General features: G+C 58.9%; 23 protein-coding genes and 2 tRNA genes. 14 read left to right on the top strand and 11 right to left on the bottom strand.

The window, feature by feature from the left end:
• Positions 1 to 42: 42 nt before the first annotated feature.
• Positions 43 to 645, bottom strand: a complete 603-nt coding sequence (locus HNQ50_RS21120; protein WP_184103306.1) for a peroxiredoxin — start codon at positions 643 to 645, stop codon at positions 43 to 45.
• A 279-nt stretch (positions 646 to 924) separates the two neighbouring features.
• Here HNQ50_RS21120 and HNQ50_RS21115 point away from each other — a divergent pair, with 279 nt between their 5' ends.
• From HNQ50_RS21115 to HNQ50_RS21105, 3 genes are all read left to right on the top strand, one after another.
• Positions 925 to 1,809 carry a transporter substrate-binding domain-containing protein gene (locus tag HNQ50_RS21115; protein ID WP_184103304.1) on the top strand — a complete coding sequence of 295 codons (885 nt, stop codon included), beginning with the start codon at positions 925 to 927 and terminating at the stop codon, positions 1,807 to 1,809.
• Positions 1,810 to 1,945: 136 nt separating this feature from the next.
• Positions 1,946 to 2,977, top strand: coding sequence for a FecCD family ABC transporter permease (locus HNQ50_RS21110; protein ID WP_184103302.1), 1,032 nt, complete (start codon positions 1,946 to 1,948; stop codon positions 2,975 to 2,977).
• A complete protein-coding gene (locus HNQ50_RS21105; RefSeq protein WP_184103300.1) occupies positions 2,974 to 3,759 on the top strand; it encodes a heme ABC transporter ATP-binding protein in 786 nt (261 codons plus the stop codon). Before HNQ50_RS21110 ends, HNQ50_RS21105 begins: the two co-directional genes overlap by 4 nt.
• On the opposite strand, the gene HNQ50_RS21100 is transcribed toward HNQ50_RS21105, so the two are convergent.
• The 4 genes from HNQ50_RS21100 to rnr form a co-directional block, all read right to left on the bottom strand.
• Complete coding sequence (locus HNQ50_RS21100) at positions 3,690 to 4,181, bottom strand: protein YgfX (protein WP_184103298.1); 492 nt, start codon at positions 4,179 to 4,181, stop codon at positions 3,690 to 3,692. The two genes, HNQ50_RS21105 and HNQ50_RS21100, sit on opposite strands and share 70 nt — an antisense overlap.
• 4 nt (positions 4,182 to 4,185) lie before the next feature.
• A complete protein-coding gene (locus HNQ50_RS21095) occupies positions 4,186 to 4,896 on the bottom strand; it encodes an SIMPL domain-containing protein (RefSeq protein WP_184103296.1) in 711 nt (236 codons plus the stop codon).
• A 36-nt stretch (positions 4,897 to 4,932) separates the two neighbouring features.
• Positions 4,933 to 5,292 carry a hypothetical protein gene (locus tag HNQ50_RS21090; RefSeq protein ID WP_184103293.1) on the bottom strand — a complete coding sequence of 120 codons (360 nt, stop codon included), beginning with the start codon at positions 5,290 to 5,292 and terminating at the stop codon, positions 4,933 to 4,935.
• A gap of 150 nt (positions 5,293 to 5,442) precedes the next feature.
• Positions 5,443 to 8,478: a ribonuclease R gene (rnr, locus tag HNQ50_RS21085; protein ID WP_184103291.1), complete on the bottom strand. Its 3,036-nt coding sequence runs from the start codon at positions 8,476 to 8,478 to the stop codon at positions 5,443 to 5,445.
• A gap of 65 nt (positions 8,479 to 8,543) precedes the next feature.
• On the opposite strand from rnr, the gene HNQ50_RS21080 reads away from it, so the two are divergent.
• The 4 genes from HNQ50_RS21080 (at position 8,544) to HNQ50_RS21065 (ending at position 10,023) form a co-directional block, all read left to right on the top strand.
• Positions 8,544 to 8,630: transfer RNA gene (locus tag HNQ50_RS21080), tRNA-Leu, on the top strand.
• Between the two features lie 268 nt (positions 8,631 to 8,898).
• A tRNA-Leu gene (locus HNQ50_RS21075) sits at positions 8,899 to 8,985 on the top strand.
• Between the two features lie 411 nt (positions 8,986 to 9,396).
• Positions 9,397 to 9,651: a GlsB/YeaQ/YmgE family stress response membrane protein gene (locus tag HNQ50_RS21070; RefSeq protein ID WP_221303305.1), complete on the top strand. Its 255-nt coding sequence runs from the start codon at positions 9,397 to 9,399 to the stop codon at positions 9,649 to 9,651.
• A 120-nt stretch (positions 9,652 to 9,771) separates the two neighbouring features.
• Positions 9,772 to 10,023, top strand: coding sequence for a GlsB/YeaQ/YmgE family stress response membrane protein (locus tag HNQ50_RS21065; RefSeq protein ID WP_221303304.1), 252 nt, complete (start codon positions 9,772 to 9,774; stop codon positions 10,021 to 10,023).
• Positions 10,024 to 10,100: 77 nt separating this feature from the next.
• Here the strand turns inward: HNQ50_RS21065 and HNQ50_RS21060 are convergent, their stop codons facing one another.
• Complete coding sequence (locus HNQ50_RS21060) at positions 10,101 to 11,075, bottom strand: DUF4862 family protein (protein WP_184103289.1); 975 nt, start codon at positions 11,073 to 11,075, stop codon at positions 10,101 to 10,103.
• 22 nt (positions 11,076 to 11,097) lie between these two features.
• The gene (locus HNQ50_RS21055; protein WP_184103287.1) at positions 11,098 to 11,604 is read right to left on the bottom strand and encodes a NanQ anomerase/TabA/YiaL family protein; all 507 of its coding nucleotides are present in this window, start codon (positions 11,602 to 11,604) and stop codon (positions 11,098 to 11,100) included.
• Positions 11,605 to 11,825: 221 nt separating this feature from the next.
• Here HNQ50_RS21055 and yiaK point away from each other — a divergent pair, with 221 nt between their 5' ends.
• From yiaK to HNQ50_RS22435, 7 genes are all read left to right on the top strand, one after another.
• Positions 11,826 to 12,824 carry a 3-dehydro-L-gulonate 2-dehydrogenase gene (yiaK, locus tag HNQ50_RS21050; RefSeq protein WP_184103285.1) on the top strand — a complete coding sequence of 333 codons (999 nt, stop codon included), beginning with the start codon at positions 11,826 to 11,828 and terminating at the stop codon, positions 12,822 to 12,824.
• A gap of 146 nt (positions 12,825 to 12,970) precedes the next feature.
• On the top strand, positions 12,971 to 14,281 hold the full coding sequence (locus HNQ50_RS21045; protein ID WP_221303303.1) for an MFS transporter: 1,311 nt from the start codon (positions 12,971 to 12,973) through the stop codon (positions 14,279 to 14,281).
• A gap of 65 nt (positions 14,282 to 14,346) precedes the next feature.
• The gene (locus HNQ50_RS21040) at positions 14,347 to 15,876 is read left to right on the top strand and encodes an FGGY-family carbohydrate kinase (RefSeq protein ID WP_184103281.1); all 1,530 of its coding nucleotides are present in this window, start codon (positions 14,347 to 14,349) and stop codon (positions 15,874 to 15,876) included.
• Entirely contained in the window at positions 15,873 to 16,526 is a 654-nt protein-coding gene (gene ulaD / locus HNQ50_RS21035; RefSeq protein ID WP_184103279.1) for a 3-keto-L-gulonate-6-phosphate decarboxylase UlaD, read from the top strand. The genes HNQ50_RS21040 and ulaD overlap by 4 nt, the downstream gene beginning before the upstream one ends.
• A gap of 1 nt (position 16,527) precedes the next feature.
• Positions 16,528 to 17,388 carry an L-ribulose-5-phosphate 3-epimerase gene (locus HNQ50_RS21030; protein ID WP_184103277.1) on the top strand — a complete coding sequence of 287 codons (861 nt, stop codon included), beginning with the start codon at positions 16,528 to 16,530 and terminating at the stop codon, positions 17,386 to 17,388.
• Positions 17,381 to 17,905 carry an L-ribulose-5-phosphate 4-epimerase AraD gene (araD, locus tag HNQ50_RS21025; RefSeq protein ID WP_281386234.1) on the top strand — a complete coding sequence of 175 codons (525 nt, stop codon included), beginning with the start codon at positions 17,381 to 17,383 and terminating at the stop codon, positions 17,903 to 17,905. Before HNQ50_RS21030 ends, araD begins: the two co-directional genes overlap by 8 nt.
• Before the next feature lie 12 nt (positions 17,906 to 17,917).
• Positions 17,918 to 18,073, top strand: a complete 156-nt coding sequence (locus tag HNQ50_RS22435; RefSeq protein WP_281386233.1) for a class II aldolase/adducin head domain-containing protein — start codon at positions 17,918 to 17,920, stop codon at positions 18,071 to 18,073.
• 83 nt (positions 18,074 to 18,156) lie between these two features.
• On the opposite strand, the gene HNQ50_RS21020 is transcribed toward HNQ50_RS22435, so the two are convergent.
• The 4 genes from HNQ50_RS21020 to HNQ50_RS21005 all read right to left on the bottom strand — a co-directional run bounded on the left by HNQ50_RS21020 (position 18,157) and on the right by HNQ50_RS21005 (position 22,360).
• Positions 18,157 to 18,915 (bottom strand): IclR family transcriptional regulator, encoded by a 759-nt coding sequence (locus HNQ50_RS21020; RefSeq protein ID WP_281386232.1) that lies wholly within the window; start codon positions 18,913 to 18,915, stop codon positions 18,157 to 18,159.
• Between the two features lie 209 nt (positions 18,916 to 19,124).
• Positions 19,125 to 20,942, bottom strand: coding sequence for a translational GTPase TypA (gene typA / locus HNQ50_RS21015; protein WP_184103273.1), 1,818 nt, complete (start codon positions 20,940 to 20,942; stop codon positions 19,125 to 19,127).
• Between the two features lie 165 nt (positions 20,943 to 21,107).
• Entirely contained in the window at positions 21,108 to 21,743 is a 636-nt protein-coding gene (locus HNQ50_RS21010; RefSeq protein ID WP_184103271.1) for a CoA pyrophosphatase, read from the bottom strand.
• Complete coding sequence (locus HNQ50_RS21005) at positions 21,740 to 22,360, bottom strand: trimeric intracellular cation channel family protein (protein ID WP_184103269.1); 621 nt, start codon at positions 22,358 to 22,360, stop codon at positions 21,740 to 21,742. Before HNQ50_RS21005 ends, HNQ50_RS21010 begins: the two co-directional genes overlap by 4 nt.
• Between the last annotated feature and the right edge of the window lie 72 nt (positions 22,361 to 22,432).

Raw genomic sequence — 22,432 nt, 5'->3', positions numbered from 1 at the left:
CGACGGCAGCAAAGCCACCGTCGCATGTCGTAACCGGTCCGGTTACAGCGAAGCTGCGTGCGAAGCCAGATAATCCGCCACGCCCTTCGGGTCAGCCTTCATACCTGCCTGGCCCTTGTTCCAGCCAGCCGGGCAAACTTCGCCGTGTTCTTCAGTGAACTGCAGCGCGTCAACCAGACGGATGTACTCGTCCACGTTGCGGCCCAGCGGCAGGTCATTGACGTACTGGTGACGCACTACGCCTTCACGGTCGATCAGGAACGTACCACGGAAAGCCACGCCGTCAGCGGACTCTACGTCGTAGGCCTTGGCGATTTCGTGCTTGGTGTCGGCCACCAGGGTGTAGCCAACCGGGCCGATACCGCCCTTGTCGACCGGGGTGTTACGCCATGCGTTGTGAGTGAACTGGCTGTCGATGGACACGCCGATCACTTCCACATTGCGGGACTTGAATTCGTTCAGGCGATGGTCGAACGCGATCAGTTCGGACGGGCAAACAAAGGTGAAGTCCAGCGGGTAGAAGAACACCAGGGTGTACTTGCCCTTGGTCGCTTCTTTCAGGTTGTAGCTATCGACGATTTCGCCTGTGCCCAGTACTGCGGCTGCGGTGAAGTCGGGTGCTGCCTTGCCAACGAGAACGGCCATGAGAATCTCCTTAGATTAGAGTGTTGCGTGAACCCGCTGAGGATGGGGCCAGGGGCAACTGGCTGTCAAATCGGGAAAGTTCATGCTGCCGATAGCGCGTGCCTATCAACCACCGCATTTTGTCAGAGCGCACTGACTGTTTGATCCACGCCAGGGGCGCGCAGGATTGTTGTCGTTTTCTTACAGGCTTGCCATGATAAGCGCTTGCAGTTGCAATAACTGCGATCACTGAGCCAGCCTGCCAGGACGGGCGGCCATCACAGAGAGGAGCCTGCCCGCATGTCGTTATCCCGCCGCAGTGTTGTTCTGGCCGCGCTGGCCACCGCCCTGACCCTGGGTTCTGGCCTGGCCCGCGCCGTTGAGCCCATTACCATTCTGACCCAGCAGGATGTGTATACCGACTATCAACGCTTTGTCGGGAAGCGTAACCCGCTCACCCTCACCCATTTTGGCGGAGAAGGCTCTCGCCGTGACGTGGTGGAACTGGTGCTGGTACAGCAAGCGCTGGCACAAGGCGGTCTCACCCGCCCGATCAAACTGGTGAAGGTGGACAACAACAGTGACTCCTACACGCGCTATCTGAAAGAGATTTTGTCCGGCAACGCCACCATGGGCGGCAACAGTGCCTGGCAAGTTGATCTGAAATCCATTGATGACAAGGTCTATATCAGCTCGCCACTGATCCGCTCAGGCGAGTTTGAAGCAGGCTTGTATACCTCGCCCGACAACAAGAAAGCACTGGCGGCCCGCTCGCTGGAAGAGGTTCGCACCCTGACCGCCGTGGTGGCCGATAGCTGGAAGCCCGATGTGGCGACGCTGGAAAACCTCAAACTCAAGCAACTGTTGCAGACGCAAAGTTGGGATTCCATGGTGGGCATGGTGGAAAAAGGCCGTGCCGACGTATTGCTGGCACCGTTCCAGCCCACCGCAGATATGTCGCTCAAACTGGGTGAATACACACTGGTGCCGATCCCGGATGTGAAAGTAGGCCTGGCCGGTAGCCGCCATCTGTTCGTCAGCCGCAATGCGCCGCATGGGGCAGAAACCTATGATGCGCTGGAAAAAGGTCTCGCCAAACTACGTGCCAAGGGCGTTATCGAACAGGCTTATCGGGAATCAGGCTTCTTCAATACCCGCACTCAGGACTGGAAGAAGATTAACTGACGTCTGATCGCCTCGCACCGCACTGCAAAAAATCCGGCTCTGGCGGCGGGTTTTTTGTTTTTTGCCTCTGGCACCGCATACTGGTGACATCAACAAGCCCGATCTATCCGACTGCCAGAGCGGATTTGCGTTTACCATGCGCAGCGTGACCAATACCAAGCCCATGCTGGCCCTGCGCCAGCCCGCCATTGCCTTGCCGTGCCTGCTACTCGCTCTCGTGCTGGTCGTGCTGCTGCTGGCTGCCAGTATCAGTGGTGCGGTCGATATTCCATGGACCGCCCTGCCCCGTGCCCTGTTTGCTACCCCAGTAACGCCAGACGAACAGCTCTGGCAAAGTGTGCTGCGCGATGTCCGCTTGCCACGCGTGATCTTTGCCGCATTGTGTGGCGCTGGCCTCGCCGTCGCGGGTGCGGCCATGCAAGCCCTGTTTCGCAATCCGCTGGCAGAACCGGGTCTGGTGGGCATCTCCGCCGGTGGTGCGCTGGGGGCCGTAGCCGCTATCGTGGGTGGTGCCAGCGCCTTTGGCCTCGTTGCCGGTGCCGCCTTTGCCGGCAGCCTGCTGGCCTTGTTCGCCGCCTGGCAAATTGGGCGCCGCAGCCGTGCGGTGGCAGGCTTGTTGCTGGCGGGCGTCGCCATTAACGCTATTTGCGGCAGTCTGACCGCACTGTGCACCTGGCAAGCCACGGACGCCCAACTGCGCTCGCTCACTTTCTGGAATCTGGGCAGCCTTGCCGGTGGCAACTGGTCACTGCTGGCCTTCCTTGCGCCATGGACACTCCTTCTTTCCGCCCTGTTGCTACGCGAGTGGCGTGGCCTGAACGCACTGTTGCTGGGGGAACGGGAAGCCGGCCACCTTGGCTTTGCCATCCGCGCGCTGCAACGACGGCTGATTGTGCTGGTGGCCTTGCTGGTGGGGCCGCTCGTTGCCGCCTGCGGCACAATTGCTTTTGTGGGCCTGGTGGTACCGCATATAGTGCGGCTGACCCTGGGGGCGCGGCACCAGTTGCTTTTGCCCGCCTCCTGGCTGGTGGGGGCCATTGCCCTGGTGCTGGCTGACTGGGTGGCGCGGCGGCTGGCCATACCGGCGGAAATCCCCGTTGGCATCGTCACCAGCCTGGCAGGCGGGCCGTTCTTTTTGTGGCTATTGGCCCGCTGGAGCCGCGCATGATCCAGATTGAACATCTGACTTGCGTGCGCGAAGGTCGCACCGTGTTGGCCGATGTCTCGCTACAGGTTGCCGCGGGCGAAGTCGTTGGCGTGCTGGGGGCCAATGGCGCCGGCAAATCATCACTGCTGGCAGCCGTGGCCGGTGATCTGCACACCAGCCAGGGCAAGATCGCGCTGGATGGTCAGCTTGTCGGTCGTACCCGGCCACGACAGTTGGCACGTCTGCGGGCCTTGCTGCCCCAGACCTCTGTGCTGGAATTTGATCTGCCGGTGCCGGAAGTCGTCGCCATGGGCGCGTACCCGTTTGATGAACTCACCGCCGCCCAGGTGCAAGTGCTGGTCGACGCGGCGCTGATTCAGGCCGATGCGGCTGACCTGGCGACACGCCACTACGCGGGCTTGTCGGGTGGCGAACAACAGCGGGTGCAGCTTGCCCGCGTGCTGGTGCAGACGCTGGCGGCCTGCCAACTGAACAGCAAAGCATCACTGCTGCTGGATGAACCCACCGCCAGCCTTGATCCGCGCCATCAGCATGGCGTGCTGGCGGCGGTGCAGGCCTTGGCCCGTCAGCAACAGCTTGCGGTACTGGTGGTGCTGCATGATGTGAACCTGGCGGCGCGCTGGTGCGATCGTCTGTTATTGCTCAGGCACGGCCAGGCGGTCGCTGAGGGTACGCCGCAAGCGGTGCTCCGGTGCGAAATCCTGCAAGCGGTTTACGACATGCCGGCGCGCGTACTGCCAGACCCCGACGACGCGGCGCGTGTGCTGGTCTTGTTCGGCTGACTGCCCGCACCCCAGCGTAAAGCCGCGCATAGCTGACGAAAATCCGCTCCACTCATGCTGTCTGGCCATAGCACCAGAGCGCGCCAGCGTCGGCGCTCCCCCACCCGCAAATGCAGCACGATCAGATGAGCGCACACCAGGGACGACGCCTGGACCTGAGCCCGTTCTTGCGGGCCCGTACCCCACTGCACCCGAAGCTGGTTCTCTGGCCCCAACCGGAGCAAGCCGTGGGTTGCCTGCTGCCGCAACGTGTAGATGGTCCATGCCAGGCCGGTGAGCACGACGGCCATGCCCGGCATGAACCAGGGCCACGGTAACAGCGCCGCGCAAACCAGCGCCAACGCCCCCGCAAACGCAAGCAGGCAGGGCGTGGTGCGCCCTGCCTGCCAGTAGACCTCAACATTCAGGCCCGGTGCAGCCATCTGTTCACTGAACCTGGATGCTGCCGGAAACAGTCACGGACACTTTGCTGTCGCCACCCTCAATCGCCGGCGGTGCGGCGCTGTCCGAAGCCATGGCCGCTTTCATCATCATCACGCGCGGTGCGGGCGGTTCAAACGCCTGGGTGTTGACGTTCATGTTGACCGTCCGCCAGCCAGTGCCGGCCATACCACGCTGGATCAGCTCCGCACGCTGCCGAAAGGCCTTGATGCTGTCTTCAATCAGGCCATCTTCTGCCGCCTTGCGGGCTTCATCTGAAACGCCATAACGGATGCCGGCCAGTTGCATGGAAACGCCGTTGGAGAGCGGCTGCTGCAACTGCCCCAGAAGCCTGGAGAGGGCGGGAAAGTCACGGCTGGTCAGGCGCAATTCGCCACGACCACGCCAGCTATCCTGGTGATTGGTCTTGTTGTTGTAGACGGGATACGTGGTGTAGCCGGTGCCCGCGGATTGCACGGTGGCATACTGGCGACTCAGCCGCACGGCAGCAGCCAGAGTCTGATTCACCTTGTCGGCCAGTTGGGCAGGATCTGTGTTGTTGATCTCGACATACAGCGTGGCAGTCGCCAGATCGTTGCTGACGTCCTTGCTGGAACTGGCTTCCAGGTTCACCACGTTGTAATTGAGCGGCTCGGCAAAAGCCTGGGCGGTACAAAACAATCCTGCTACGGCTGCGGCAAGCGCGTATCGGCGCATGGAATTCTCCTTGTGCGCCGATCATGCCGGCGCTTTTCAGTGATAGTTATGATCTGAGGGTGTGTTGTGAATGTCTTCTGACACGCTGTCCATCACCCCCATGTGGATCTCCACATCAAACCATTCCCAGAACAGTTTGAGCGTGCGGCTTTGCGGCCACAGGGCTTCGTCCTCAACCCACGACGCAAGTTCCATTTCAAACAGACGCTCCGCCAGATCATCAATATAGGAAATGCCGTCTTCAGGCTCGGTCACTTCGGGGATCATGATCACGGTGCAATCGCTGCGCACGTCTGCCAGCGACAATACGATATCGTTGCCGGGCAAGGCATTGAGCCAATCCAGGAAAGCTTGTTTTGGGCGAATCAGTGCAGCCGAACGGTCGACAATAAACATAAAACCTGTACTCCTTGATAGTGCGCTTTGCCATGTTCCACCTGTCAGACAACACTGACAAAAAGTGGCCTGGCTCACATGTGCGGCAAGGGTAACACGTGAATGCGCCGGATACGTGACAGACACGCACCGGGCATTTACGCAACCTGCTTAGCCTTGTTGATCCGGTTTTTTCCGACGACTACGCGCAGCCGGTTTGGCCGGCGCGGCCTCGGTGGCCGGTGCTTGCAGCAAAGCGGCCGTCTGCGCAGGCTTGCGCCGCGAAGTACTTGCCGGAGCCGGTGCAACCACTGGCGCGGGCGCGGCAACCGGGGCGCCCGGCGCACTGGTCAACGCACTGGCGGTCGGGCCACCCCGTCTGCGCGCAGCCGGTTTTTGCGCAGGTGCAGTCGTTGGTACCGTGGCAGGTGCCGCTTTGCCGCGTGCCGGGGCCTTGGCTACGGCTGGCGTCGGTGCGACCGGCTTGGCCGTCTTTGGCGCCGTCGGCTTGGTGGTCGCCGGTTTGGTCGCCGGTTTACCGGCAGGTGCGGGCTGAGGTACGGGTGTTGCAGCCGGGTTTGCGTTGGCGGCTACGGGCTTGCGGGCACGTTTCGCCGGTGTCGCGGTTGGCGCAACGGGCTTGGCTGCGGCCGGTTTTCTGGCGTTGGCAGCCGGCTTGGCGGCCGTGTTATCCGTTGGTTTGGCCGCAGGCTGCGGTGCCACCGGTGCTTTGGCCTTGGGTTGCGATCGTGATGCCTTTTTGGCCTGCGCCGCGGCCGCAACCGCCAGTTGCGCACCGCTGTTGGCGGCGTTGACCGGGGCTGGTGTCGCCGCTGCTGCGGCCTTGCGTGCGACGGCCGCAGCGCGACGGCGCTGACTGCGGGTTTTCGGAGCACGGCGGGCCGGTTCTGCTGCGGACACACTCTCCGGGGCGGATGCGACAGCGGCGGGCGCCTCGGCAATTGGCGCAACCACTTTGGCTTTTTCTTCTGGCACCAGCACAAAGTCAATCTTGCTGGTATCCAGTGCAACCCGCGCGACCTTCACCTTTACCCGATCGGTCAGCTTGTAGATACGCCCGCTGCGCTCGCCCTTGAGTTCATGGCGCAGATCATCGTAGTGGAAATAATCGTTGCCCAGTTCAGACACGTGCACCAGGCCCTCAACATACAGATTATCCAGCAGCACAAACATGCCAAACCCGGTGACGGCAGAGACGCTGCCCTCGAACACCTCGCCCACCTTGTCCTGCATGAAGTAGCACTTGAGGAAGTTCATGACATCGCGGCTGGCTTCATCCGCGCGGCGTTCCGTCATGGAACACTGAATACCCAGGGCTTCCCACTTTTGGGCCGGTCTGTATTTCTTGCCCGCCAGCACGGATTTGATGGCGCGATGCACCAGCAAATCCGGATAACGCCGGATCGGTGAGGTGAAGTGCGTGTAGGCCTCATAACCCAGACCAAAGTGGCCCTTGTTGTCCGGGCTGTATACGGCCTGCTGCAGGCTACGCAGCAACATGGTCTGCAGCAAGGATGCATCCGGCCGGGTTTTGATCTCTTCGAGCAAGGTCGCGTAATCGCCCGCCTTTGGTTCTTCGCCGCCCCCCAGGGACAGCCCACAAGAACGCAGGTATTCGCGCAGCTTTTCCAGACGTTCCGGGTTCGGCCCTTCGTGTACGCGGTAGAGGCAAGTTTGCTTGTTGGTGATCAGGAAATCTGCGGCGCAGACGTTGGCCGCCAGCATGCATTCTTCAATCAGTTTGTGGGCCGGGTTGCGGATCACCGGCACGATCTGGCTGATCTTGCCCTTGTCATCAAAACGCACTTCGGTTTCAGTGGTTTCAAAATCAATCGCACCGCGCACCACGCGCGCCGCCGCAAAGGCCTGATACAAGGCGTACAGGTCCTGAATATGCGGCAGTACTTTTTTGTACTCTTTGGCGGTCTTGCCCTTGGGCTCTTCCAGCATGTCCCAGACCTTGGTGTAGGTCAGGCGTGCTTTGGAATGCATCACCGCCGGGTAGAACTTGTATTTCTTGATGCTGCCGCTGGCGCTGACCTGCATGTCGCAGACCATACACAGCCGATCTACTGCGGGGTTCAACGAACACAGGCCGTTGGAGAGTTCTTCCGGCAACATGGGGATCACGCGGCGCGGAAAATACACCGAGTTGCCGCGTTCAATCGAGGTCACATCCAGCGCGTCGCCCGGCTGTACGTAATGGCTTACGTCCGCAATGGCCACCACAAGGCGCCAGCCTTTGCCTTTTTTCTCGGCATAGACGGCGTCGTCAAAGTCACGGGCGGTTTCGCCATCAATCGTCACCAGGGGCAGATCACGCAGATCAACGCGTTTGACCCCCATGACCGGCTTGAGATCTTTCTTGCCCACAGTTTTGGGTGTGGCCTCGGCCTGGGCTTTGGCTTCGGCAGAAAACTCATACGGCAGATTATGCTTGCGCAGCGCAATTTCGATTTCCATGCCCGGGTCATCGTAATTACCCAGGATTTCTACCACGCGGCCCAGCGGCTGCACTTTGTGATCCGGCTGCTGGGTGATTTCAACCATCACCACCTGACCGGGTTTGGCTTTGCCCTTCTCTTTGGGCGGCACAAGGATATCTTTGGCAATGCGCTTGTCTTCCGCGACCACGCGGTACACGCCATGCTCTGCCATAAAACGGCCCACGAGCCGGGTGGTCAGGCGCTCCAGCACCTCCACAATCCGGCCTTCGCGACGGCCACGTCGATCAAACCCGGCCTGGCGCACCAGCACACGATCGCCATGCATGACTTTATCAAGCTCGCGCGATGACAGATATAGATCATCAGAACCGTCATCCGGCACCAGGAAACCAAACCCTTCTGCGTGACCCTGGACACGGCCGGGGATCAAATCAATTTTTTCAGCAATACACAGTGCGCCTTTGCGGTTCACCATCAACTGGCCATCACGCGCCATGGCGCCAAGGCGACGCTCAAAGAACGCACGCTCTTCTTCGGTAATGGACAACAGCCGCGCGAGATCTTCTGCATATAAAGGCGCGCCGGCTTCTTCCAGCACTTGCAGTACATATTCGCGGGAGGGCAGCGGATTTTCGTAGCGCTCGCGTTCACGCTCAAGGTGGGGATCTTGCAAACGCAGCGAGGTGGCCGGAGCGGTCTTCGCAGATTTGGATGTGGTAGCACTCTTTTTTATTGACATTGTTTTATTGTTTCCTGATAATCGCGCTTCTTCGTGATGCACGCATTCTAACAGCGTAGCACATGGCCCAGGTGGCGGAATTGGTAGACGCACTAGGTTCAGGTCCTAGCGCTCGCAAGGGCGTGGAAGTTCGAGTCTTCTCCTGGGCACCAAAACACTTGAAAACCCGATCAGCAATGATCGGGTTTTTCTTTTTCCGCCCCCACCCTCGCGATTCCCTCTGCCATTCTTTGCTCCGCATCTCACCGCTGTATTCAATTTACCTTGTTTCACCTTCTGTCCGGCGGAGTTAATACCGCAAACAACGGAACATTTACCGATTTTTCAATTACCTATGCATTTTATTGGGGTAACCATGTTGACACATTCTGGCTGACCCGACATAATTGCCCTCCTTCGCTGCTGCAACACAGCAACGAAGCCCAGGTGGCGGAATTGGTAGACGCACTAGGTTCAGGTCCTAGCGCTCGCAAGGGCGTGGAAGTTCGAGTCTTCTCCTGGGCACCAAATTCAACAAAAAACCCGATCAAACGATCGGGTTTTTTGTTTTGGCGGCGCAGATGTCTCACCGATGTATATCGACATATATATACATGCAGTTTGCACCCAGACGCCGCAACGGGTATTCACACCAGCCTCAGTCCCTGGCGCTTTCAAGGGCGAGGCAGGTGCAGCCTTCTCCGCCCCACCCCACTCAATAGCGAACCCGATCAAACGATCGGGTTTTTTGTTTGTTCTTTGTTTTACCCGTCAACACGCCGCAATACCCGCCCGCACATGCTATCTTCAGTAGCGGCACCGGCCAAACCACTCCCCGCCCCGGCTGCACCCGGCTCCTGCTTTCAGACCTATCGCCGGCTTGATCTGACTTTCTGCCAGTCCTTCTTTTACCTGTCGGTCTTTTCAGGGAGCACGCGCATGTTGCATTTAATCTGGATGTTTATCGTCGGCATTGTAGTGGGCCTGATCGCACGCTGGATCATGCCTGGCGCGCAGGGCATGGGCTTATTCATGACCGGCATTCTGGGCATTGTCGGCGCAGTGGTGGGCGGCTATATCGCCCGGCTGTTCAGCAAGCCGCCTGAGGGCTCACCCGTTCACCCGGTCGGGATCATCATGTCGGTGATCGGTGCCCTGGTTGTGCTGTGGGTGGTGCAGATGCTGCAACACTGATTACCGCCGGTTCCGTAACTTTATCCAGCCAGACCGCATTGCCAGACATATCCGATATCGCACGCACTCATTCTTCTGGTTTCCTGTGATCCCTTTTTCTAACGCAGGAAACCAGAGATCGTGCTGAATCTGATTTGGGCATTCGTCGTAGGTATTGTTGTTGGTCTGATTGCACGCTGGATCATGCCCGGCGCGCATGGCATGGGTTTGATCATGACGGGCGTACTGGGCATTGTTGGCTCGCTGGTGGGTGGCTTCATTGCCAACCTTTTTACCGATTCGAAAAACAAGCCGTTCCACCCGGCCGGTATTCTGATGTCGATTCTCGGTGCAATTCTCATTCTTTGGGTAGCGCAATTGCTGCATCGTTAATCCGGAAAACAAAAAAGGCGACCTTCAAGGTCGCCTTTTTTGTTGGGTCACGCCCGAAAAAAAACGCGGGCGGTACATCAAGCCGCGGCAAGACTCAGCGCGGTCACCCCGTCTTCAATAATGCCCAGGCGCTCTGCCAGCTCTGCATGGGGGTTGATCGCCAGTAATTTGATCCCCGCAAATTCCAGTGTGTTAGCAGGCGCCTGCTGGAAACACGCAGTAGCATCCCTCACACCCAGCAGTGAATCCGGGCAGGCAAAGCGCGCACCCGCAAAGGGAGCGAACGGCGCATGCAGATCAGTCCACGGCCCGTACTCACCCACAGCCGCCGTACCGGAAAACATCAGCCCTTTGAGCAAACCTGCCCGCTGGCATTGCGCAATGTGCGTCAGCGGCGTGTCTTTGCTATGCGTTTCCAGCACAGAACGCGCCCAGTTCACACACAAGCCAATTTGTCGTTGCGGAAAATCGGCGGCCACGGCGTGTACCACCTGGATTTCTTCCTCCAGGCTCAAAAAACCTTTGCGTGGTTCAATACCAGTGCGTGAGTCGCAATGTTCCACCACCAGCGGGCACTCCCAATCCCAACTGGCAATCTCCGCCAACGAGCGCAGGAAAGCACTGGCTGCCAGCCCGGAAATCGCAACGCCGCTGGCTGGCGCGGAATGCAACTCCACCGCTCGCACCACCGCGCGACCGGCATGATCATTCAGCTTGCGGGTTTTTGCAAAAATGTGGGCCATGAACCGTACAGCCGCCACCCGCGCTTCTTCGTTTTCCGAAGCCAGACCAAAATCGCGCTGCACTTGCCGCTTTTGCATCGTTCCCATGATTGCCGTCAGCACGACATGCCAATGCGGCGCCAGATGCGACAGCAGGAAATCATCGCCTAACGGATGCAACTCATCCAGACACGGCTGCTCCACGCCGCCCACCAGCGGCATCTGTGCCAATTGCTTCCAGAATCGGGACTCCTCTTGTGCCGAGCCTTGATGAAACGAAGGCGCACAGGTATAGGCGCCCACGGTGTAACCGGTTTTCAGATTCTGCATGATGCGCAACCCTTCCTTTCTGTTATCGCGGCAAGCCACCAGCGCTTGAGGCGCATCCATTGTTCAATGACATCGCCACTTTGATCACCACCTTGCGAATGGGGCCTGGTTGGTCCACAGCACAATTGGGTCGATGCACATCATGCGGGAAAAACACGGCAAAGCTCCCCGGCTGCATCAACAACTGCGTTTCATTGGCGGCATCCTCGTAAAACAGGATGTCCCGTTCGGCCAACAAGTTCTCAACCACCCGGTTCTGCCCGGTATCGGTGACAACCCGGATGATTTCTGCGCCACTCACCAGAAACTGCACATCCACATAGCGGCGATGCACCTCCGGCCGGTTTTCCATATAGGGCCGCGTCTGCAAATCCAGCACTTGCAGAATCATGTCGCTACCTTCCAGCTCATAACGTCCCGGCTTCATCGCCGCAAAGTCTTCGTCGCGCAATCGCGCTAGCGCCCGGGCAATTGGCGCTGGATAAATCCACGCCAGCTCGCCCAGGTTCGATACGTGTCCAGAAAACATCGCGCCCTCCTTGTTGGCAATTGCACGGACTCGTGGCCATACCTCTTTTCCGTGCTCCGGCAAACCTACCACAAAATGAAATATTATTTCACTATGTAAAATTTTATTTGGTTTTGAATTTCACATGGTGATACGATGCGCCCAATTGTGGTCATGGATGCATGACTGCATCCCATCCATTGCTGGCATCAGTGCGATGCAGCAGCCAGGAGAAGCACGCGATGAGAGTGACCTACGAGACGCTGAAAGCCGAATTCAAACGGGTTTTGCTGGCAAGGCAGGTTGCCGAGCCCACTGCAGAGGCTTGTGCCAGGTTGTTTGCCGATACCACGCAAACCGGGGTGTATTCGCACGGCGTGAATCGCTTTCCGCGGTTTATCCAGCAACTGGATGCGGGCCATGTGCGGCCCAACGAAAAAGCAGAACGACTGCTGGCACTGGGCGCGCTGGAACAGTGGGATGCCAGGCGCAGCATTGGCAATCTGACCGCACAATCGATGATGGATCGGGCGGTTGAGCTGGCGGCAGAACACGGCATCGGACTGGTGGCTTTGCGTAATGCCAATCACTGGATGCGCGGCGGCGGCTACGGTTATCAAGCGGCCGAACAAGGCTATATCGGCATCTGCTGGACCAACTCGATTGCCGTCATGCCCCCATGGGGCGCAAAAGATTGCCGGATCGGCACCAACCCGCTGATCGTGGCCGTACCGGGCAACCCCATCACCATGGTCGACATGTCCATGTCGATGTTCTCTTACGGCATGCTGGAAGTGAACCGCCTGGCCGGCAAACAACTCCCGGTCGATGCCGGTTTTGATGATGACGGCAACCCGACCCGGGACCCGGCCACGGTCGAGAACAACCGCCGCATCATGCCGATGGGTTTCTGGAAAGGCTCCGGGTTATCCATTGTGCTGGACATGATTGCCACGCTGCTCTCTGGCGGTTTGTCCGTGGCGGAAGTCACTCAAACGCTGGATGACGAATACGCCGTTTCACAGGTCTTTATCGCTATCTCGGTCGACAAACTGATAGACCGAGGCACGCGCGATCAGAAGCTCAAGACCATCTCCGACTATGTACTTGGGGCCACCCGCGCCGACCCGGCCCAGGCCATCCGCCTGCCCGGACATGAGTTTGACCGGATCAAAGCCGAGAACATCCGCGATGGCATTCCGGTTGATGACTCGGTCTGGGCCCGGATTCGCGCCCTTTAAGTTCAAGTCTGCGGATCAGCAAGGATTCGCAACGCAAGACGGTTTCCACTGGCGATCACCACCGGGAGACACCCGGTAGCACAAGCTCACTGCGCCTTAGAGCGCGGGAGCCTGTTTTCGTCCTGGTCTCTATGGAGGAGCCAAAAGTGCAAGAAATCGAACAAGCTGTCCCACGTACGCGCTGGCTACGCATTATTCCGCCCATCATGATTGCCTGCATCATTTCATACATGGATCGGGTCAATATCGGCTTTGCCATGCCAGGCGGCATGGCGTCCGATCTGGGTATCGCCGCCAGCATGATGGGGCTGGCGGGCGGCATTTTCTTTATTGGTTATCTGTTTTTGCAGGTGCCAGGCGGCAAGATTGCCGTGCATGGCAGTGGCAAGAAATTCATCGCCTGGTCGTTGGTGGCGTGGGCGGTGATTTCCATCCTGACCGGTCTGGTTCGCAATGAAATCGAGCTGCTGATACTGCGCTTTATCCTGGGTGTCGCTGAGGGCGGTATGTTGCCGGTGGTGCTGACCATGATCAGCAACTGGTTTCCGGACAAAGAACGTGGCCGCGCCAATGCACTGGTCATCATGTTTGTGCCGATTGCCGGCATTCTGACTGCCCCCCTTTCCGGTTACATCATTGCCACGCTGGACTGGCGCTATCTGTTCATCATCGAAGGGATTATCTCGGCACTGGTGTTGTTTATCTGGTGTTTTATGGTGAGCGACCGCCCACAAGAAGCCAGCTGGATTTCCAAACGTGAGAAAGACTACATTCTCAACGCCCTGAAGGCAGAGCAAGCGGCGGTCAGTGGCAAACATGTCCAGAACGCCTCGCTGGCGCGGGTTCTGGCAGACAAGCGCATGTGGCAATTGATTGCGCTGAACTTCTTCTACCAGACTGGTATTTACGGCTACACCCTGTGGCTGCCTACCCTGCTCAAAAACCTGACTCACAGCAATATGGGCATGGTCGGGCTACTGGCGATCCTGCCCTACGTCGGCACCATGGCAGGCATGTTCCTGATTTCCAGAGCGTCTGATCGCAGTGGCAAGCGCAAGCAATACATTGTCCTGCCCCTGCTGGGCTTCGCCCTGTGCATGTTTTTCTCCGTCACCGCCCGCGACAACATCTGGCTGTCCTACGCCTTCCTGGTGGGATGCGGCGTGTTTTTACAAGCTGCCGCCAGCGTGTTCTGGACCATCCCGCCTCGCATGTTCAGCGCCGAAGTCGCAGGCGGTGCGCGCGGGGTCATCAATGCGCTCGGCAATCTGGGCGGCTTTTGCGGCCCGTATTTTGTTGGCGTGCTGATCACCCGTTACGACCAGAACGTTGCGATTTATACCCTGGCAGGCGCTCTGGCCATTGCCGCACTGATTGCCGCATGCCTGCCCGGTGATGCGCAAACCGCTCGCCGCCAGGCCCCCGTCACGCCTTTGCCGCAACAAGAATCCGCATAACAAGAACATCCGTCGTCAGCGCACCGTTGGCGCTGGCGACGGCATGGGCATAACAAGGAAAAACCATGAGTTATTACCTGGGGCTGGATTGCGGTGGCACGCTGATCAAGGCCGGCATCTACGATGAGACTGGTCATGAATATGCGGTAGCGCGCAGCGCGCTGGACACCATCAGCCGCCAGCCTGGCTGGCAAGAACGCAATCTTGCCAACCTGTGGCATCACGCCGCCGCCGTAATACACAAGGCCATTGCCAGCAGCGGCCTGCCCGCCTGCGCGATCAGTGGCGTAGGGATTTCTGCGCAAGGCAAAGGCGTTTATCTGCTTGATCGGCAAGGTCAGGTGTTGCGCGACGGGATTTTGTCGTCAGACCAGCGTGCACTGGACATTGTCCGGACATGGCAACAAGACGGGATTCCTGAGCAGCTTTATCCGCACACCCTGCAAACCTTGTGGACAGGCCATCCGGTATCGTTACTGCGCTGGCTCAAGCTCAATGAACCCGGGACCTGGGCACAGATTGGCCATGTGCTGATGGCGCATGACTATTTACGCTTTTGTCTGACCGGGCAGATTGCCTGCGAAGAAACCAATATCTCGGAATCCAACCTCTTCAATATGCAAACCGGGCGCTATGACCCGGCGCTGGCCGCCCTTTTGGGTATCGAAGAGATCATGGATCGCCTGCCGCCAGTGATCGGCGCGACCGATATCGCCGGCACCGTGACCGCACAAGCGGCGGCGCTCACCGGGCTGGCCGTTGGCACGCCTGTGGTGGGGGGCTTGTTTGATGTGGTATCGACCGCACTCTGTGCCGGCATTGTGGATGAAACCCGGCTGAACGCGGTGATGGGTACCTGGTCTGTGACCAGCGGTATCACCCGCCAGATCAAGACACACCCGACCCAACGCTTTGTGCACGGCCGCCATGCCGTCCCCGGGCAATACATTGTGCATGCGGCCAGCCCCACCTCGGCCGCCAACCTCGAATGGGTCAGCCGCAATATGGGCGCCACTAGCGCCGCGCCAGATCACGCCAGCATCAACGCTGCCATTGCCGCCCTACCCAAAGCCCATAGCAGTGTGCAGTTCTTGCCGTTTCTGTTTGGCAGCAATGCCGGACTGGGCATGAAAAGCGGATTCTATGGGCTACAGGCCGCACACGAGCCCGCCCATTTATTGCAAGCCGTGTATGAAGGCGTGGTGTTCAGTCATTACTCGCATCTGCTGCAAATGCGCGAGTGCTTTAGCACGGTCGAAGCGTTGCGGGTCACCGGTGGGCCCGCCCGCTCCGAGGTCTGGATGCAAATGCTATCCGACATGAGTGGTCTCCCCGTAGAAATCCCGGCGGTCGAAGAAACCGGCTGCCTGGGTGCGGCGCTAGCGACCGCGGTCGGCCTGGGCGTGCACGCCGATTTCCAGAGCGCGGTGCTCGCGACAGCCACCCCACTGACAGTGATCCACGCGGACCCAACCGCGCGGGACGCCTATCAGCACAAGTATCAGCGCTACCAGCGGCTGATTGAGTGCCTGCGCCAGTTTGAAGAAGTCCCCGCTCAAGCCCTTCCTCCTTTCCTTCCCGGAGCCCCCGCATGACACAACCCCAACTCCAGGTCGCGCTCGACCAACTCGCCTTAGCCGAGGCATTACAATCGCTGACCCTGCTCGCACCTCATATCGACATTATCGAAGCGGGCACCTTGCTGTGTTGCTCGGTCGGCATGCAAGCCGTCCGCACATTGCGCGAGGCCTATCCTCAACACACCCTGGTGGCCGACCTTAAAGCCGCAGATGCAGGGGAAACCATGACCCGACTGGCCATGGATGCGGGCGCGGACTGGACCACGGTTATCTGTGCCGCGCCGTTGGCCACCATTGAAAAGGCCCATGAAACCGCAGAGGAATATGGCGGCGAAATCCAGATTGAGCTGTTTGGTCACTGGACGTTGAATGACGCGCGCGACTGGCAACGCATCGGTATTCGCCAGGCTATTTATCACCGCGGGCGGGATGCCCAGGCCAAGGGTCAGGGCTGGAGCGCGACCGATCTGGACCTGCTACGCGCGCTGGCCGACATTGGCATTGCGCCCTCCGTCACTGGTGGCCTTGACGCCCAGGATCTTGCGCTGTTCAAAGGCATTCCAGTGCGCGCCTTTATCGCTGGGCGCGCCCTCTATGGCGCGCCAGAACCGGCTGCCGCCGCGCAGGCTTTCCGCCAGCAAATCAGGCAATACTGGGGCCAATGAGATGCGTACTCATCCGTTAGGTATTTACGAAAAAGCACTTCCCGGGCAGCTGGCGTGGAGTGAGCGCCTTGCACTGGCCAAGGCCTGTGGTTTTGACTTTGTTGAAATCTCGATTGATGAAACACCAGAGCGACTGGCCCGGCTGGACTGGTCTGCGACCGAACGCAAAACGCTCGCCAACGCCATCATTGATAGTGGCGTGCGTATCCCCTCCATGTGCTTATCCGGGCATCGACGGTTTCCGTTTGGCAGCCGTGATCCGGCCACGCGCGAAGCCGCACGCACCATCATGAGTAAAGCCATCCGGCTGGCCCAGGACGTGGGAATCCGCAATATCCAGCTCGCCGGCTATGACGTGTATTACGAACCGCACGACCCGCATACCGAAGCGCAATTCATGCAAGGGCTGCAGTGGGCTGCTGACCTGGCCGCCCAGGCCCAGGTGATGTTGTCGGTGGAGATCATGGACACCGCGTTCATGAACTCCATCCGCAAATGGAAAGCTTGGGAGGCGCAAATCCGTTCTCCGTGGTTCAGCGTGTATCCAGACGTGGGCAATCTTTCTGCCTGGGGCAATAACGTGCCCGATGAGCTGGCGCTGGGGCTTGACCGCATTGCCGCCATTCACCTCAAAGATACTTATCCGGTGACCGAACTGCAGCCCGGCCAGTTTCGCGACGTTCCCTTTGGTCAGGGTTGCGTGGATTTTGTGAATGTCTTTCGCACGCTCAAGACACTCAATTATCGCGGCGCGTTCCTGATTGAGATGTGGACTGAAAAAGCGGAAGAACCGGTGGCTGAAATCATTGCTGCCCGCCGCTGGATTGAAGCGCGCATGCAAGAAGGAGGCTGGCATGCTTGAACAACTGAAGCAGCAAGTACTGCACGCCAACCTGGCCCTGCCCCAGCACAAACTGGTGACGTTTACCTGGGGTAACGTCAGCGCCATTGATCGTGCCAGCGGTCTTGTGGTGATCAAACCGTCCGGGCTGGATTATGAAGTCATGTGCGCCGAAGACATGGTGGTGGTGGATCTGCAAGGCAACATCCGGGAAGGCAAGCTCAAACCATCATCCGATACGCCAACGCACCTGGCGCTTTACCGGGCTTTCCCGGAAGTGGGCGGCATTGTGCATACGCATTCCCGCCATGCCACGATCTGGGCACAGGTCGGAATCGATCTACCCGCCTGGGGCACAACCCATGCAGATTATTTCTACGGCGATATTCCATGCACCCGTTTGATGACAGAACACGAAATAGCCGGCGATTATGAACTGGAAACCGGCAACGTGATTATCGAGACCTTTGCGCAGCGCGGGCTGGCGGCGGGGCAGATTCCGGCCGTGCTGGTGCATTCACATGGTCCATTTGCCTAGGGTAAAGATGCCATGGCCGCCGTGCACAATGCCGTGGTGCTGGAAGAAATTGCCTATATGGGGATTTTCTCCGCCCAACTCGCGCCACGCCTGAGTCCGATGCAACAGCCATTGCTGGACCGGCACTATCTGCGCAAGCATGGGGCCAAGGCTTATTACGGCCAATAACCACAGCCTCCTCATCCGCAATCCGTAGCCAATAAAAAACGGCAGTGACCACTGCCGTTTTTTATTGATAAACCCCCACCCTGTCAGCCACCCAACTCCGCAGAGATCTGCCGCGCCGCCAGCCGGATCGGCCCGATCAAGGCCTCTTGCCCCTGTGCGGCCAGCCGGGAAGTCGGCAGTGAAGTGGAAATCGCATATTCAACCCGCTGTTTCACATCAAAAACCGGCGCGGCAATGCAAGAGACGCCTAATTCGTTTTCTTCACGATCAAAAGCAATACCAGTGGCCCGGATTTGCGCCAATTCCGCGTGCAACGCATCCAGCGCCACGATGGTGTGTTCCGTCAGCCGCTCTATACGTGCATTGGCCCAATAGCGCTCAACATACCCTTCTGCCGCGTGGGCCAGGTAAAGCTTGCCCATCGCCGTGCAATGCAAAGCGCTTTGCTGACCGATATAGGCATGCGTGCGCATGACCGACCGTGTGGGCTCAAGCTTGTAAATCAGCACGGTATGATCCGCCTCCCAATGGGAGAGATTCACCGTCTCGCCCGTTTCCAGATTCAGCGTTTCCAGAAATGGCGCAGCCACCTGAATGATATTGAGCGAAGACAGTGCCTTTTGCCCCACCGCCACCAGTTTTGCGGTCAGTCGATAACTACCTGCAGCGCCAGCATGGGTCACATAACCCATGGCACTGAGCGCCTGCAGAATGCGGTGCGTGGTGCTTTTGTTCAGCTCAACCAGTTCCGACAATCGGGCCAGTGGACAGCCGTTGGGAAAACCGCTCAACACTTCAATTAACTGAAAAGCACGAGACAGGCTTTGGCTGCCGTGGGGCATCTGCTTTTCCGGGGCCATCAATATGCTTTACCTTGATCAGAATTGAATAAACGATGCGCAAGAACGCGAGGATACCCGAATCCCCCCTTGTTCCAAAGCAAGTACCGGTTACAACAGGGCCAGGCGCGCAGGAATATGGCAGCAGCGAACACAGATAAAAAAGGCGACCATCAAGGTCGCCTTTTTTACGTACTACAGATCAAGCCGGATTAGCTGTTGTCTGCCTTGAATGCGCGACGACGCTCGTGTTCTTGCAGGAAACGCTTGCGGATACGGATCGACTGCGGGGTGATTTCCACCAGTTCGTCATCATCGATGAACTCAACGGCCGATTCCAGCGACAGCTTGATCGGGGTGGTCAGACGCACGGCTTCATCGGTACCGGATGCGCGCACGTTGGTCAATTGCTTGCCCTTGATCGGGTTCACCACCAGATCGTTGTCGCGGCTGTGGATACCAATGATCATGCCTTCGTACAGCTTGTCGCCCGGGGAGACAAACATGCGACCGCGATCTTCCAGCTTCCACAGGGCGTAGGCCACCGCTTCACCGTGATCTTGCGAGATCAGCACGCCGTTGTGACGGCCCGGCAGATCCGCCTTGACCGGTGCGTAGTCATCAAACACGTGGCTCATCAGGCCGGTACCACGGGTCATGGTCATGAAGTCAGACTGAAAGCCGATCAGGCCACGTGCCGGAATATGGTATTCCAGACGGGTACGACCGCGACCATCGGATTCCATATTGGTCAGTTCGCCACGGCGACGACCGATTTCTTCCATGATGCCGCCCTGGTGTTCGTCTTCCAGGTCGATGGTCAGGTTCTCATACGGCTCACACTTCTGGCCGTCGATATCCTTGTACACCACGCGCGGCTTGGCCACGGCCATTTCAAAACCTTCACGACGCATGCTTTCCAGCAAGATGGTCAAGTGCAGTTCGCCACGACCGGACACGCGGAAGATATCCGCATCGGCCGTGTCTTCAACGCGCAGCGCCACGTTGGTCAGCAGTTCTTTGGTCAGGCGGTCACGAATCTGGCGGCTGGTCACAAACTTGCCTTCGGTACCGGCCAGCGGCGAGGTGTTCACCATGAAGTCCATGGTCAGCGTCGGCTCGTCCACACCCAGCACTGGCAGGCCAGCCGGGGCGTCCTTGTCGCAAATGGTCACGCCAATGCCGATCTCGTCCAGACCGGAGATCACGATGATATCGCCGGCTTCGGCGCTTTCCACCGCAACGCGTTCCAGACCCTGGAAGCCCAGCACCTGGTTGATACGGCCAGAGGAAACTTGTTCTTCGTGGTTCATCACCACCACTTGCTGACCCGGCTTGATGCGGCCATTCAGCACGCGGCCAACGCCAAGGCGGCCGGTGTAGGTGGAGTAATCCAGCGCGGCGATTTGCAGTTGCAGCGGCGCTTCCGGATCGCCCTTCGGTGTCGGAACGTGCTTGAGCACGGTTTCGAACAGCGGACGCATATTGTCGGAAGTTTCGTCCAGTTCCATCTTGGCAAAGCCATTCAGGCCGGATGCGTAGATGATGGCGAAATCGAGCTGTTCGTCAGTAGCGCCCAGCTTGTCAAACAGGTCAAACGTCTGATCCACAACCCAATCCGGACGTGCACCCGGACGGTCGATCTTGTTGATCACGACGATAGGACGCAGGCCCAGGGCCAGCGCCTTTTTGGTCACGAAGCGCGTTTGCGGCATCGGGCCTTCAACGGCGTCAACCAGCAGCAGCACGCCGTCAACCATACCCAGCACACGTTCCACTTCACCGCCGAAGTCCGCGTGCCCCGGGGTGTCGACGATGTTGATGTGGGTACCTTCGTATTCAATAGCCGTGTTCTTGGCCAGAATGGTAATGCCGCGCTCTTTTTCCAGGTCGTTGCTGTCCATGACCCGCTCGTCCACCTGCTGGTTTTCGCGGAAGGTGCCGGACTGGCGCAGAAGTTGATCGACCAGCGTGGTTTTGCCGTGGTCGACGTGAGCGATAATGGCGATGTTACGGAGAGCGCGCGTCATGTGTGGGGAAAGCTAACAGTTTGAAAAGCCGAGGATTGTAGCACGAACCTGTGACAATTCGCTGCTCTGCAAGATACGCGGATCGGGAAAACAGGCGCTGCTTTGCAACCGTTTGTATTGATTGGGGTTGTGCGGGGTTGTGGATCTGGTCCAAACCCACGGAAATCAACCGGTCGTGACGTCCCGTGGTTGCCCCGGCATACCCAGTGCCCGCGCCAGCATCAGCAGCATGCCTGCCGTCGCGCCCCAGACGGTGATCTCGCCACATTCCACAAACAGGCTTTTTCCGCGCAAGCCACGCCGCTCTACCCAGCGTAATTCATACCGGGCCGGGTCCAGCAGCGTACTCCAGGGTAACTCCAGAATCGTGGCGACCTCGCCGGGCTCTGGTTTCAGGGTCATGCCCGGTTGCACCAGGCCGACGACAGGCGTGACCGTAAAGCCGGTGATGGTGTGGTAGTGACCCAGTTCCCCGACCACCGTGACGTTCTCCGGCGAGAGGCCGATTTCTTCCCGCGCTTCCCGCAAGGCGGTGGCAGCGGGGTTGAGATCATGCGGGTCAGTGCGACCGCCCGGAAAACTGATTTGCCCGGCGTGATGCCGCAGGTGTGCGGCGCGTTCGGTCAGGATGATGCGCGTGCCTTGCGGGTAGGGCACCACCGGCACCAGCACCGCCGCAGCGCGTCCCGCGTTTTGCCGGCTCAGGTCACCCAGGGTTTGTCGCTCTGCCCCCGCCAGCTGCTGTTGTAGCCAGTCTCCCCAGCCAGAAAAATCCCCTGCGGCGGGCGTTTGCGCGTTCATCCTTCCACCTTGGGCAGTCTGAAATCGCGCTTGTGCGCGACCAGACGCAGCACCAGGCCCAAGCCAAACAGCGTCCATTCGGCCACTGCGCCGGCAAGGCCATATTGCTGGCAGGCGTACAGCGCCACCGATAACAAAATGGCCACTGTGCCGTAGAAGTCTTCTCGCAGGATAAAGGGGACGTCGTTCACCATTACGTCTCGCACCACACCGCCACCCACGGCGGTGACAAAACCCAGGAAACACACGCCAAACAGATTCAGGTTGCTATCCATGCCAACGTGCGCGCCAGCCAGGCTAAACGCCACCAGACCAATCGAGTCGGCCACGATAAACAGCTTGCGCAACATGCCGGTATGACGTTGATGCAGCTTGATCAGCCAGGACACCGCCAGCGTGACAAAAATGGTGTAGAGCGGCAACACGTCCACAAATGCGCGTGGCGTGCGATTGACCAGTACGTCACGGATGATGCCGCCGCCAATGCCGGTCAAGAGCGCCACAATCACTACACCCAGCAAGTCCAGCCGTTTGCGCACCCCGACCAGATACCCGGCCATGGCAAAAGCAGCCGTGCCGATCTGGTTGATGACTTCAAAATAAAGCGGAAAGGCCATGCCCTTGCCTGAAAATGCCAATCTGCCATGTTACCGCGCCGGTGCGGTTGCCGTCGCGTACCGTCCGCAAGC

Source organism: Silvimonas terrae, assembly GCF_014202765.1.
Taxonomy (GTDB): domain Bacteria; phylum Pseudomonadota; class Gammaproteobacteria; order Burkholderiales; family Chitinibacteraceae; genus Silvimonas; species Silvimonas terrae.
This window is presented reverse-complemented; position numbering and strand designations above follow the sequence as displayed.

Bases quoted from the DNA above. Each gene is read 5' to 3' on its own strand.
- HNQ50_RS21120 (WP_184103306.1), bottom strand. From the start codon at position 645: ATGGCCGTTCTCGTTGGCAAGGCAGCACCCGACTTCACCGCAGCCGCA.
- HNQ50_RS21115 (WP_184103304.1), top strand. From the start codon at position 925: ATGTCGTTATCCCGCCGCAGTGTTGTTCTGGCCGCGCTGGCCACCGCC.
- HNQ50_RS21110 (WP_184103302.1), top strand. From the start codon at position 1,946: ATGCGCAGCGTGACCAATACCAAGCCCATGCTGGCCCTGCGCCAGCCC.
- HNQ50_RS21105 (WP_184103300.1), top strand. From the start codon at position 2,974: ATGATCCAGATTGAACATCTGACTTGCGTGCGCGAAGGTCGCACCGTG.
- HNQ50_RS21100 (WP_184103298.1), bottom strand. From the start codon at position 4,181: ATGGCTGCACCGGGCCTGAATGTTGAGGTCTACTGGCAGGCAGGGCGC.
- HNQ50_RS21095 (WP_184103296.1), bottom strand. From the start codon at position 4,896: ATGCGCCGATACGCGCTTGCCGCAGCCGTAGCAGGATTGTTTTGTACC.
- HNQ50_RS21090 (WP_184103293.1), bottom strand. From the start codon at position 5,292: ATGTTTATTGTCGACCGTTCGGCTGCACTGATTCGCCCAAAACAAGCT.
- rnr (WP_184103291.1), bottom strand. From the start codon at position 8,478: ATGTCAATAAAAAAGAGTGCTACCACATCCAAATCTGCGAAGACCGCT.
- HNQ50_RS21070 (WP_221303305.1), top strand. From the start codon at position 9,397: ATGTTGCATTTAATCTGGATGTTTATCGTCGGCATTGTAGTGGGCCTG.
- HNQ50_RS21060 (WP_184103289.1), bottom strand. From the start codon at position 11,075: ATGCAGAATCTGAAAACCGGTTACACCGTGGGCGCCTATACCTGTGCG.
- HNQ50_RS21055 (WP_184103287.1), bottom strand. From the start codon at position 11,604: ATGTTTTCTGGACACGTATCGAACCTGGGCGAGCTGGCGTGGATTTAT.
- yiaK (WP_184103285.1), top strand. From the start codon at position 11,826: ATGAGAGTGACCTACGAGACGCTGAAAGCCGAATTCAAACGGGTTTTG.
- HNQ50_RS21040 (WP_184103281.1), top strand. From the start codon at position 14,347: ATGAGTTATTACCTGGGGCTGGATTGCGGTGGCACGCTGATCAAGGCC.
- ulaD (WP_184103279.1), top strand. From the start codon at position 15,873: ATGACACAACCCCAACTCCAGGTCGCGCTCGACCAACTCGCCTTAGCC.
- HNQ50_RS21030 (WP_184103277.1), top strand. From the start codon at position 16,528: ATGCGTACTCATCCGTTAGGTATTTACGAAAAAGCACTTCCCGGGCAG.
- araD (WP_281386234.1), top strand. From the start codon at position 17,381: ATGCTTGAACAACTGAAGCAGCAAGTACTGCACGCCAACCTGGCCCTG.
- HNQ50_RS22435 (WP_281386233.1), top strand. From the start codon at position 17,918: ATGGCCGCCGTGCACAATGCCGTGGTGCTGGAAGAAATTGCCTATATG.
- HNQ50_RS21020 (WP_281386232.1), bottom strand. From the start codon at position 18,915: ATGCCCCACGGCAGCCAAAGCCTGTCTCGTGCTTTTCAGTTAATTGAA.
- typA (WP_184103273.1), bottom strand. From the start codon at position 20,942: ATGACGCGCGCTCTCCGTAACATCGCCATTATCGCTCACGTCGACCAC.
- HNQ50_RS21010 (WP_184103271.1), bottom strand. From the start codon at position 21,743: ATGAACGCGCAAACGCCCGCCGCAGGGGATTTTTCTGGCTGGGGAGAC.
- HNQ50_RS21005 (WP_184103269.1), bottom strand. From the start codon at position 22,360: ATGGCCTTTCCGCTTTATTTTGAAGTCATCAACCAGATCGGCACGGCT.